This is a genomic window from Enterobacter sp. YSU, assembly GCF_016082135.1.
Classification (GTDB): Bacteria; Pseudomonadota; Gammaproteobacteria; order Enterobacterales; family Enterobacteriaceae; genus Enterobacter; species Enterobacter hormaechei_C.
The window spans coordinates 3440438-3453202 of record NZ_CP059487.1 but is presented as its reverse complement, the minus strand read 5'-3'; the positions used below and the strand labels follow the sequence as shown (position 1 = coordinate 3453202).

The following is a 12765-nucleotide window of genomic DNA, read 5'->3' as shown; positions in this document are numbered from 1 at the left end:
CTGTTGTCGCCTGGCAGACATTTCGCTAAAGTCTCGCCCCTTCTCACCGGCATGGGGATTTATTGTGTTTATTGGATTCGACTACGGCACCGCAAACTGCTCGGTTGCGATAATGCAAAACGGACAACCGCAGCTCCTGAAAATGGAAAACGGCAGTACGCTGTTGCCGTCAATGCTTTGTGCGCCCACGCGTGAAGCGGTGAGCGAGTGGCTGTTCCGCCACCATCAGGTTCCGGCCACGGCGGCGGAGACCCAGGCGCTGCTGCGCCGTGCGGTCAGCTTTAACCGCGAGGAAGATATCGACGTTACCCCGTCCAGCGTGCAGTTCGGCCTCTCTTCCCTCGGGCAGTACATTGAAGACCCGGAAGAGGTCTACTTCGTTAAATCGCCGAAATCCTTCCTCGGCGCCAGCGGCCTGAAGCCGCAGCAGGTGGCGATGTTTGAAGATCTGGTCTGCGCGATGATGCTGCACATTCGCAATCAGGCGCAGTCTCAGGTGCCGGATGACATCACCCAGGCGGTGATTGGCCGTCCGATTAACTTTCAGGGGCTGGGCGGCGACGAAGCCAACCAGCAGGCGCAGGGGATCCTTGAGCGTGCAGCGCACCGGGCAGGCTTCCGTGACGTGGTGTTCCAGTATGAGCCGGTTGCGGCGGGGCTGGATTTTGAAGCCACGCTGACGGAAGAGAAACGGGTGCTGGTGGTGGACATCGGCGGCGGTACGACGGACTGTTCATTACTGCTGATGGGTCCCCAGTGGCATCACCGTCGCGATCGTGAAAATAGTCTGCTGGGGCACAGCGGCTGCCGCGTGGGCGGTAACGATCTTGATATTGCCCTGGCCTTCAAGAGCCTGATGCCGCTGCTCGGTATGGGCGGTCAAACCGAGAAAGGCATCGCCCTGCCGATCCTGCCGTGGTGGAACGCGATTGCTATCAACGACGTCCCTGCCCAGAGTGATTTTTACAGCACCGCGAATGGCCGTTTCCTCAACGATCTGGTGCGTGATGCGCAGGATGCAGAGAAGGTCGCGCTGCTGTATAAGGTGTGGCGTCAACGTCTGAGCTACCGGGTCGTGCGCACCGCCGAAGAGAGCAAAATCGCCCTTTCCGATCGTCCAGAGCATGCGGTTTCGCTGCCGTTTATCAGTGACGATCTGGCTACGGCTATCACTCAGGAAGGGCTGGAAATGGCGCTCACTCAGCCGCTTCAGCGTATTCTGGAGCAGGTGCAGCTGGCGCTTGAGAACGGCAACGTGAAGCCGGACGTAATTTACCTGACTGGCGGTAGCGCCCGTTCGCCGCTGATCAAGAAAGCGCTGGCGGAACAGCTGCCGGGTATCCCGATTGCCGGCGGCGATGACTTTGGCTCCGTTACGGCAGGGCTGGCGCGCTGGGCGCAGGTGGTGTTTAGCTAATGGGGTTGTGCCGGGTGGCGGCTTCGCCTTACCCGGCCAACAAGATCCTCCAACCGTAGGCCGGGTAAGCGCAGCGCCACCCGGCGAAGGCGAAACAGCGCGCCACACTCAGACAATTCCCGACAGTCTTCCATATTTCCTCCATTTTTTCGCTGTGTTAGCTGACTAAACTAGTATCATTCCCCGAAAGAGTTTCAGGATGAGAACGTATAACGATGAAAGGCAGTAACAAATCCCGCTGGGCAATCGCCGTTGGTCTGATTGTGGTGGTCCTGGCCGCCGCCTGGTATTGGCACAGCCAGTCCGCGAACTCCACGGCACCTGCTGGCGCTAATAGCCCCTCACAACGCTCAACGGGCGGCGGGCGCCACGCTATGCGCGGCGGTGCGCTGGCACCGGTGCAGGCGGCAACGGCGGTGAATAAAGCGGTGCCTCGTTATCTCTCCGGGCTGGGAACCATCACCGCCGCCAACACCGTGACGGTACGTAGCCGCGTGGACGGTCAGCTGATGGCCATCCATTTCCAGGAAGGTCAGCAGGTAAAAGCCGGCGATCTGCTGGCGGAAATCGATCCAAGCCAGTTTAAGGTTGCCCTGGCGCAGGCGCAGGGGCAGCTCGCGAAAGACAAAGCCACCCTCGCCAATGCCCGCCGCGATTTAGCCCGCTATCAGCAGCTGGTAAAAACCAACCTCGTGTCGCGCCAGGAGCTGGACACCCAGCAGTCTCTGGTCAGTGAATCTCAGGGCACCATCAAGGCCGACGAAGCCGCGGTCGCCAGCGCCCAGCTCCAGCTCGACTGGAGCCGGATCACCGCGCCGATTGACGGCCGCGTGGGCCTGAAACAGGTCGATATCGGGAACCAAATCTCCAGCGGCGATACCACGAGCATCGTGGTGATCACCCAGACGCACCCTATCGATCTCGTTTTTACCCTGCCGGAAAGCGACATTGCGACGGTGATACAGGCGCAGAAGGCCGGAAAAGCGCTGGTGGTTGAAGCCTGGGATCGGACCAACAAGCAGAAGCTGAGCGAAGGTTCGCTGTTGAGCCTGGATAACCAGATCGACACCACCACCGGCACCATCAAGCTAAAAGCACGCTTCAACAATCAGGACGATGCCCTGTTCCCGAATCAGTTCGTCAACGCGCGAATGCTGGTCGCGACCGAAGAAAACGCGGTAGTGATCCCGACGGCGGCCCTGCAAATGGGGAGTGAAGGCAACTTTGTCTGGGTGCTGAACAGCGAAAACAAGGTCAGCAAACATCTGGTGAAAACCGGCATCCAGGACAGCCAGACGGTGGTGATCAGCGCCGGGCTGTCCGCTGGCGACCGCGTCGTGACCGACGGTATTGACCGTCTGACCGAAGGGGCGCAGGTCGAGGTGGTGGAAGCGCAGAATACAGGAGCAAAAGCCTGATGCAGGTGATGCCGCCGAGCTCTACAGGTGGGCCATCACGCCTGTTTATCTTACGTCCGGTTGCGACGACCCTGTTGATGGTGGCGATCCTGCTGGCCGGGATCATTGGCTACCGTTTTCTGCCCGTGTCGGCGCTGCCGGAAGTGGACTACCCGACCATTCAGGTTGTCACCCTCTATCCGGGCGCCAGTCCGGATGTGGTGACGTCCGCCATCACCGCCCCGCTGGAGCGTCAGTTTGGCCAGATGTCTGGCCTGAAGCAAATGTCCTCCCAGAGCTCCGGTGGCGCTTCGGTCGTCACGCTTCAGTTCCAGCTCACGCTGTCGCTGGACGTCGCTGAGCAGGAGGTGCAGGCCGCGATTAACGCCGCCACAAACCTGCTGCCGTCTGACCTGCCGAATCCACCTGTTTACAGCAAGGTCAACCCGGCGGATCCGCCGATCATGACCCTTGCCGTCACCTCCTCCGCCATGCCGATGACCCAGGTGGAAGACATGGTTGAAACCCGCGTGGCGCAGAAGATTTCGCAGGTGACCGGCGTGGGGCTGGTGACGCTGGCGGGCGGTCAACGCCCCGCCGTGCGCGTCAAACTGAATGCCCAGGCCATTGCCGCGCTGGGGTTAACCAGCGAAACCATTCGCACCGCCATCAGCAGCGCCAACGTCAACTCAGCGAAGGGTTCGCTGGACGGCCCGACCCGCGCGGTCACGCTCTCCGCCAACGACCAGATGCAGTCCGCCGATGAGTACCGTCAGCTGATCATTGCCTACCAGAACGGCGCGCCGATCCGTTTGGGCGACGTGGCAACCGTTGAACAAGGCGCGGAAAACAGCTGGCTCGGGGCGTGGGCCAATAAGCAGCAGGCGATTGTCATGAACGTTCAGCGCCAGCCGGGCGCGAACATCATTGATACCGCCGACAGCATTCGCACCATGCTGCCGCAGCTGGTGGAAAGCCTGCCAAAATCGGTCAGCGTGAAAGTGCTCTCTGACCGCACCACGAATATTCGCGCGTCAGTGACCGACACCCAGTTCGAGCTGATGCTGGCGATTGCGCTGGTGGTGATGATCATCTACCTGTTCCTGCGCAACGTCCCGGCAACCATCATTCCCGCCGTCGCCGTGCCGCTCTCGCTGGTCGGAACGTTCGCGGTGATGGTGTTCCTCGACTTCTCGATTAACAACCTGACGCTGATGGCGCTCACCATCGCCACCGGGTTTGTGGTGGACGACGCCATCGTGGTAATCGAGAACATCTCGCGCTATATCGAAAAAGGTGAAAAGCCGTTAGCCGCCGCGCTGAAGGGCGCGGGGGAGATCGGCTTTACCATTATCTCGCTCACCTTCTCGCTGATTGCGGTGCTGATCCCGCTGCTGTTTATGGGCGATATCGTCGGGCGGCTATTCCGCGAGTTTGCCGTGACGCTGGCGGTCGCCATTCTGATCTCTGCCGTGGTGTCGCTGACGCTGACGCCGATGATGTGCGCCCGCATGCTGTGCCACGAGTCCCTGCGCAAGCAAAACCGCTTCTCGCGCGCCTCCGAGCGGATGTTCGAGCGCATTATCGCCGCCTACGGCCGCGTGCTGGCGAAAGTGCTGAACCATCCGTGGGCAACGCTCGGCGTGGCGCTCGGCACCCTGGCGCTCAGCGTCATGCTGTGGATTTTCATTCCGAAAGGCTTCTTCCCGATTCAGGACAACGGCATTATTCAGGGCACGCTTCAGGCGCCGCAGACGGTCTCCTTCGCCAACATGGCGCAGCGCCAGCAGCAGGTGTCTGAGATCATCATGAAAGATCCGGCCGTGGAAAGCCTGACTGCCTACGTGGGCGTGGACGGCACCAACCCGTCGCTCAACAGCGCGCGCCTGCAAATTAACCTTAAACCGCTCGATGACCGCGACGATCGCGTTAACGCGGTGATTGAACGCCTGCAAAGCGCGGTGGCGCGCGTGCCGGGCATTGAGCTGTATCTGCAACCGATCCAGGATTTAACCATTGATACGCAGGTGAGCCGCACGCAGTACCAGTTTACGCTCCAGGCCACCTCGCTTGAGGCACTGAGCACCTGGGTGCCGCAGCTGGTGGACAAGCTGAAAGCACTGCCGCAGGTTTCTGACGTCAGCAGCGACTGGCAGGATAAAGGGCTGGCGGCGTACGTGAACGTCAACCGCGATACCGCCAGCCGTCTGGGCATTACCATGTCCGACGTGGATAACGCCCTGTATAACGCCTTTGGCCAGCGCCTGATCTCCACCATCTATACCCAGGCCAACCAGTATCGCGTGGTGCTGGAACATAACACCGAAAACACGCCCGGGCTGGCCGCGCTGGACACGGTGCGCCTGACCAGCAAAGACGGCGGGATTGTGCCGCTCAGCGCCATTGCCAGCGTGGAAGAGCGCCACACCCCACTGTCGATTAACCATCTCGATCAGTTCCCGTCCACCACCATTTCGTTCAACGTGCCGGACGGGTATTCCCTGGGCGAAGCGGTGGAGGCCATTCTGGGCGCGGAGAAAGAACTCAGCTTCCCGTCCGATATTCAGACCCAGTTCCAGGGCAGTACGCTGGCGTTCCAGGCCGCGCTGGGCAGCACCGTCTGGCTGATTGTCGCGGCGGTGGTGGCGATGTATATCGTGCTTGGCGTGCTGTATGAAAGCTTTATCCATCCGATCACCATCCTCTCCACCCTGCCGACAGCGGGCGTGGGGGCGTTGCTGGCGCTGATGCTGGCGGGGAGCGAGCTGGACGTCATTGCGATCATCGGCATCATCCTGCTTATCGGCATTGTGAAGAAAAACGCCATCATGATGATCGACTTTGCGCTGGCCGCCGAGCGCGAGCAGGGTATGGCGCCGCGCGAGGCCATTTACCAGGCCTGTCTGCTGCGTTTTCGTCCGATCCTGATGACCACCCTCGCCGCCCTGCTGGGCGCGCTGCCGCTGATGCTGAGCACCGGCGTGGGGGCCGAACTGCGCCGTCCGCTGGGCATCGGGATGGTGGGCGGCCTGCTGGTGAGCCAGGTGCTGACGCTGTTTACCACGCCGGTTATCTACCTGCTGTTTGACCGTCTGGCCCTGTGGACGAAAAGCCGCTTCCCGAAACGTGAAGAGGAGGCGTAAGTGAAGTTTTTCGCCCTCTTCATTTACCGTCCGGTGGCGACGATTTTACTCTCCGTCGCTATTACCCTGTGCGGCGTGCTGGGCTTCCGGCTGCTGCCGGTGGCCCCGCTGCCGCAGGTCGATTTCCCGGTGATCATGGTCAGCGCCTCGCTGCCGGGTGCCTCGCCGGAAACCATGGCGTCATCGGTGGCGACGCCGCTTGAGCGCTCGCTTGGGCGAATTGCCGGGGTTAACGAGATGACCTCCAGCAGTTCGCTGGGCAGCACGCGCATCATTCTGGAATTTAACTTCGACCGGGACATCAACGGCGCGGCGCGTGACGTGCAGGCCGCGATAAACGCCGCCCAAAGCCTGCTGCCAAGCGGCATGCCGAGCCGTCCAACCTACCGCAAGGCTAACCCGTCCGACGCGCCGATCATGATCCTGACGCTCACGTCAGAGACCTACTCCCAGGGCGAGCTGTATGATTTTGCCTCCACCCAGCTGGCGCAAACCATCGCCCAGATTGACGGCGTGGGCGACGTGGACGTCGGCGGCAGCTCCCTGCCCGCCGTGCGCGTGGGGCTGAATCCGCAGGCGCTGTTTAACCAGGGCGTATCGCTGGACGACGTGCGTTCCGCCATCAGCAACGCCAACGTGCGTAAGCCGCAGGGCGCGATTGAGGACAACAGCCACCGCTGGCAGATCCAGACCAACGACGAGCTGAAAACCGCCGCCGAGTATCAGCCGTTGATTATTCACTACAACAACGGCGCGGCGGTGCGCCTGAGCGACGTCGCCAGCGTCACCGATTCGGTGCAGGACGTGCGTAACGCCGGGATGACCAACGCCAAACCGGCGATTTTGCTGATGATCCGCAAGCTGCCGGAAGCCAACATCATCCAGACGGTGAACAGCATCCGCGCGCGCCTGCCGGAACTCCAGGAAACGATTCCGGCGGCCATCGACCTCCAGATTGCGCAGGACCGCTCCCCTACCATCCGCGCCTCGCTTGAGGAGGTAGAGCAAACGCTGATCATCTCCGTCGCGCTGGTGATCCTGGTGGTGTTCCTGTTCCTGCGCTCGGGGCGCGCCACGCTGATCCCGGCGGTGGCGGTTCCGGTATCGCTGATAGGCACCTTTGCCGCCATGTACCTGTGTGGGTTTAGTCTTAACAACCTGTCGCTGATGGCGCTGACGATTGCCACCGGGTTTGTAGTGGATGACGCCATCGTGGTGCTGGAGAATATCTCGCGCCATCTGGAAGCGGGCATGAAGCCGCTCCAGGCGGCGCTTCAGGGGACGCGCGAAGTGGGCTTCACGGTCCTGTCCATGAGCCTGTCGCTGGTGGCGGTGTTCCTGCCGCTGCTGCTGATGGGCGGCCTGCCGGGGCGACTGCTGCGCGAATTTGCCGTCACGCTTTCCGTCGCCATCGGTATCTCCCTGGTGATTTCGCTGACGCTGACGCCGATGATGTGCGGCTGGATGCTAAAGCGCAGCCAACCGCACTCGCAGCCGCGCAGGAAAGGCTTTGGCCGCGTCCTGATAGCAATGCAGTCCGGCTATGGCAAATCGCTGAAATGGGTGCTGAACCACACGCGTCTTGTCGGGCTGGTGCTGATGGGCACCATTGTGCTCAACGTCTGGATGTATATCACCATCCCGAAAACCTTCTTCCCGGAGCAGGATACCGGCGTGCTGATGGGCGGTATTCAGGCGGACCAGAGTATTTCGTTCCAGGCGATGCGGGGCAAACTGCAAGACTTTATGAAAATCATCCGGGAAGATCCGGCCGTGGATAACGTCACCGGCTTTACCGGCGGCTCACGCGTTAACAGCGGGATGATGTTTATTACCCTTAAGCCGCGCGGTGAACGTCACGAAACGGCGCAGCAGATCATTGACCGCCTGCGGCTGAAGCTCGCCAAAGAGCCGGGGGCAAATCTGTTTTTGATGGCCGTTCAGGATATCCGCGTCGGCGGACGACAGGCTAACGCCAGCTATCAGTATACCCTGCTCTCAGATGACTTAGCTGCCCTGCGCGAGTGGGAGCCTAAGATCCGTAAAGCGCTGGCCGCGCTGCCGCAGCTGGCGGACGTGAACTCCGACAGCCAGAATAACGGCGCGGAGATGGCGCTCACCTACGATCGCGAAACCATGTCCCGCCTGGGCATTAACGTTGAAGCGGCCAACAGCCTGCTTAACAACGCCTTCGGGCAGCGTGAAGTCTCCACCATCTATCAGCCGATGAACCAGTACAAGGTGGTGATGGAAGTTGATCCGCGCTACACCCAGGACATCAGCGCGCTGGACAAGATGTTTGTGATCAATAATGACGGCAAGGCGATCCCGCTGTCGTACTTCGCCAGCTGGCAGCCGTCGAACGCGCCGCTGTCGGTGAACCACCAGGGGCTTTCCGCCGCCTCGACCGTGTCGTTTAACCTGCCAACCGGCTCGTCGCTGTCTGAGGCCAGCGACGCCATCAACCGCGCCATGACCCAGCTCGGGGTGCCCTCCTCCGTGCGCGGCAGCTTTGCCGGTACGGCGCAGGTGTTCCAGGACACCATGAACTCGCAGGTCATTTTGATACTGGCGGCTATTGCCACGGTTTATATCGTGCTGGGCGTGCTGTACGAAAGCTATGTGCACCCGTTGACCATTCTCTCCACGCTGCCTTCTGCGGGCGTGGGGGCGCTGCTGGCGCTGGAGCTGTTCGGTGCCCCGTTCAGCCTAATCGCGCTCATCGGGATCATGCTATTAATAGGTATTGTGAAGAAAAACGCGATTATGATGGTCGACTTTGCCCTGGACGCCCAGCGTAACGGCAACCTGACGCCGGACGAGGCGATATTCCAGGCCTGTCTGCTGCGTTTTCGCCCGATCATGATGACCACGCTGGCCGCGCTGTTCGGTGCGCTACCGCTGGTTATATCCGGCGGTGACGGCTCTGAACTGCGCCAGCCGCTGGGGATCACGATTGTCGGCGGCCTGGTGATGAGCCAGCTGCTGACGCTCTACACCACGCCGGTAGTCTATCTGTTCTTTGACCGACTGCGGCTGCGTTTTTCGCGTAAAAAGAGAACTACGGTGACCGAGTAAATGACCGACCTACCCAGTAACGTTCGCTGGCAATTGTGGATCGTCGCGTTCGGCTTCTTTATGCAGTCGCTGGACACGACCATCGTGAACACCGCCCTTCCCTCGATGGCGAAAAGCCTGGGGGAGAGCCCGCTGCACATGCATATGGTGATTGTCGCCTACGTGCTGACGGTCGCCGTGATGCTGCCCGCCAGCGGCTGGCTGGCGGATAAAGTCGGTGTGAGAAACATCTTCTTCACCGCCATTGTGCTGTTTACCACCGGGTCGCTGTTTTGCGCCCAGGCCAATACCCTCGACCAGTTGGTGATGGCGCGCGTGCTACAGGGCGTCGGCGGCGCGATGATGGTGCCCGTCGGGCGGTTAACGGTGATGAAAATTGTTCCGCGCACGCAGTATATGGCGGCGATGACCTTCGTCACCTTGCCCGGTCAGGTCGGCCCGCTGCTTGGCCCGGCGCTGGGCGGGATTCTGGTGGAGTATGCCTCCTGGCACTGGATCTTCCTGATCAACCTGCCGGTCGGTATTATCGGCGCGATTGCCACTCTGACGCTGATGCCGAACTATAAAATGCAGACCCGGCGCTTTGATTTCGTTGGCTTTATCCTGCTGGCGGCTGGCATGGCGACGCTCACCCTGGCCCTCGACGGGCAAAAAGGGCTGGGGATCTCCTCCCTGTCGCTCGCCCTGCTGGTGGCGCTGGGGATCACCGCGATTCTCTGGTATCTGTGGCATGCCAGAGGCAACGCTAACGCGCTGTTCAGCCTGAATCTGTTCAGGAATCCCACCTACCGTCTTGGTCTGTTCGGCAGCTTTGCCGGACGCATCGGCAGCGGCATGTTGCCGTTTATGACGCCGGTGTTTTTACAGATTGGGATGGGCTTCTCGCCGTTCCACGCCGGGCTGATGATGATCCCGATGGTGCTCGGCAGCATGGGGATGAAGCGTATTGTGGTGCAGGTGGTGAACCGCTTCGGCTATCGCCGGGTGCTGGTGGCCGCCACGATCGGGCTGGCGCTGGTCTGCCTGCTGTTTATGGCCGTGGCGCTGCTGGGCTGGTACTACATCCTGCCGCTGGTGCTGTTCTGCCAGGGGATCATCAACTCCATGCGCTTCTCGTCGATGAACACCCTGACGCTAAAAGATCTGCCGGACGAGCTGGCGAGCAGTGGTAACAGCCTGCTGTCGATGATCATGCAGCTCTCCATGAGCGTGGGGGTCACGGTCGCCGGATTGCTGCTCGGCATGTACGGTCAGCACCATCTCAGCGCCGACACCCCCGTCGCGCATCAGGTCTTTTTATACACTTACCTCAGCATGGCGGTAATTATCGCCCTGCCCGCTTTTATCTTTGCCAGAGTACCGAATGACACGACCAAAAACGTCGTGATCCGACGCGGCAAAAGGAGTGCACCATGAAATTCTGGCGTCCGGGGATCACCGGTAAGCTTTTTGTGGCGATTTTCGCCACCTGTATCGTTCTGCTGATTACCATGCACTGGGCGGTGCGGGTCAGCTTTGAGCGCGGCTTTATTGACTACATTAAGCACGGTAACGAACAGCGACTACAGGGCTTAAGCGACGCGCTGGGCGAACAGTATAGCCTGCACGGTAACTGGCGTTTTCTGCGCAATAACGATCGCTTTGTGTTTCAAATCCTGCGATCGCTGGAGCACGATAATGACGACGACCGCCCGGGGCCGGGCATGCCGCCGCACGGCTGGCGCACCCAGTTCTGGGTGATTGATCAGGAGATGCGCGTGCTCGTTGGCCCACGCTCTCCGGTACCGCCGGACGGCACAAAGCGCGCCATTACCTCGAACGGCGCGACGGTGGGCTGGGTTATCGCCTCGCCGGTCGAGCGGCTGACGCGCAACACCGACATCAACTTTGACCGCCAGCAGCGTCAGACCAGCTGGCTGATTGTCGCGCTTTCTACCCTGCTTGCGGCGCTAGCCACCTTCCCGCTGGCGCGCGGCCTGCTGGCGCCGGTTAAGCGCCTGGTGGAAGGCACGCACAAGCTGGCGGCGGGTGATTTCTCGACCCGCGTTGACACCCGCAGCCAGGATGAACTGGGCAAGCTGGCGCAGGACTTCAACCAGCTCGCCAGCACGCTGGAAAAAAACCAGCAGATGCGCCGCGATTTTATGGCCGACATTTCGCACGAGCTGCGCACCCCGCTGGCGGTGCTGCGCGGCGAGCTGGAGGCGATTCAGGACGGCGTGCGGCAGTTCACCCCCGAGTCCGTGGCCTCGCTACAAGCGGAAGTCGGCACGCTGACCAAGCTGGTGGACGATCTGCATCAGCTTTCCATGTCCGACGAAGGCGCCCTGGCCTACCAGAAAGCCCCAGTCGACGTGATCAATATCCTTGAAGTTGTGACCGGCGCATTCCGCGAGCGCTTCGCCAGCCGTGACCTGAAAATCAACCTTTCGCTGCCGGACAGCGCGGTGGTATTTGGCGACAGAGATCGCCTGATGCAGCTGTTCAATAATCTGCTGGAGAACAGCCTCCGCTACACCGACGGCGGCGGCGCGCTGCATATCTCCGGCAGGCAGGAAAACGGGCGCTTTGCCCTGACCTTTGCGGACTCCGCCCCTGGCGTGAAAGATGCGCAGCTGGAAAAACTGTTCGAGCGCTTCTATCGTACCGAAGGTTCACGCAACCGCGCCAGCGGCGGTTCCGGCCTTGGGCTGGCGATTTGCGTTAACATTGTTGAGGCCCACGGCGGCACCATCCGCGCCGCCCATTCGCCTTTTGGCGGGGTTAGCATTACAGTAGAGTTACCTCTGGAACGGGATTTATCGAGGGAAGCATGACCGAGTTACCGATTGACGACAACACACCGCGTATTTTGATCGTGGAAGACGAGCCTAAACTTGGACAACTGCTGATCGACTATTTGCGTGCCGCAAGTTACGCGCCAACGCTTATCAGCCACGGCGACCAGGTGCTGCCCTACGTGCGCCAGACGCCGCCGGATCTGATCCTGCTGGATCTGATGCTGCCGGGTACCGACGGCCTGACCCTGTGCCGGGAAATTCGTCGTTTCTCCGATGTGCCCATCGTGATGGTCACGGCCAAAATCGAAGAGATCGACCGTCTGCTGGGGCTAGAAATCGGCGCCGACGATTACATCTGCAAGCCTTACAGCCCGCGGGAGGTGGTCGCTCGGGTGAAAACCATCCTCCGCCGCTGTAAGCCGCAGCGTGAATTGCAGGTGCTGGATGCGCAAAGCCCGCTGATCGTCGATGAAAGCCGCTTCCAGGCGAGCTGGCGCAGCAAACTATTGGATCTCACCCCAGCGGAGTTCCGCCTGCTGAAAACGCTCTCCCACGAGCCGGGAAAAGTGTTTTCCCGCGAACAGCTGCTCAACCATCTGTATGACGATTACCGCGTAGTGACCGACCGCACCATCGACAGTCACATCAAAAACCTGCGCCGCAAGCTGGAGGCACTGGACGCCGACCAGTCGTTTATTCGCGCGGTGTACGGCGTGGGTTATCGCTGGGAAGCGGATGCGTGCAGGATTGCCTGAATACCCCCCCCTCACCCCAGCCCTCTCCCTCAAGGGAGAGGGGGCCGTCTGTGCAGGCATTATTTTGTGGGGAACCCTCAGCCCCAAAGGGGAGAGGGTTAGGGTGAGGGGCAAAGCTTTACCTCTCTTCCCCGCAGCGCTACAATGCCCGCCCTTAAAGTGGGGGATCTCCCCTTACCGCTGCACCAGGTGCAC

Annotated in this window: 7 protein-coding genes; all 7 read left to right on the top strand. The window is 60.8% G+C overall.

The annotated features are described in order from the left end of the window. The first annotated feature begins 64 nt into the window (after positions 1-64). Positions 65-1417: a molecular chaperone gene (gene yegD, locus H2Z33_RS16640; protein ID WP_063134489.1), complete on the top strand. Its 1353-nt coding sequence runs from the start codon at positions 65-67 to the stop codon at positions 1415-1417. A gap of 215 nt (positions 1418-1632) precedes the next feature. Then, positions 1633-2835 (top strand): MdtA/MuxA family multidrug efflux RND transporter periplasmic adaptor subunit, encoded by a 1203-nt coding sequence (locus tag H2Z33_RS16635; RefSeq protein WP_033487321.1) that lies wholly within the window; start codon positions 1633-1635, stop codon positions 2833-2835. After that, positions 2835-5957, top strand: coding sequence for an MdtB/MuxB family multidrug efflux RND transporter permease subunit (locus H2Z33_RS16630; protein ID WP_063134490.1), 3123 nt, complete (start codon positions 2835-2837; stop codon positions 5955-5957). Before H2Z33_RS16635 ends, H2Z33_RS16630 begins: the two co-directional genes overlap by 1 nt. After that, positions 5958-9035 (top strand): multidrug efflux RND transporter permease subunit MdtC, encoded by a 3078-nt coding sequence (mdtC, locus tag H2Z33_RS16625; RefSeq protein WP_058686678.1) that lies wholly within the window; start codon positions 5958-5960, stop codon positions 9033-9035. It abuts the gene before it with no gap. Next, positions 9036-10451, top strand: coding sequence for an MFS transporter (locus H2Z33_RS16620; RefSeq protein ID WP_063134491.1), 1416 nt, complete (start codon positions 9036-9038; stop codon positions 10449-10451). Next, the gene (baeS, locus tag H2Z33_RS16615; protein WP_015572365.1) at positions 10448-11851 is read left to right on the top strand and encodes a two-component system sensor histidine kinase BaeS; all 1404 of its coding nucleotides are present in this window, start codon (positions 10448-10450) and stop codon (positions 11849-11851) included. The genes H2Z33_RS16620 and baeS overlap by 4 nt, the downstream gene beginning before the upstream one ends. Then, complete coding sequence (baeR, locus tag H2Z33_RS16610) at positions 11848-12570, top strand: two-component system response regulator BaeR (RefSeq protein WP_015572364.1); 723 nt, start codon at positions 11848-11850, stop codon at positions 12568-12570. Before baeS ends, baeR begins: the two co-directional genes overlap by 4 nt. Positions 12571-12765 lie beyond the last annotated feature (195 nt).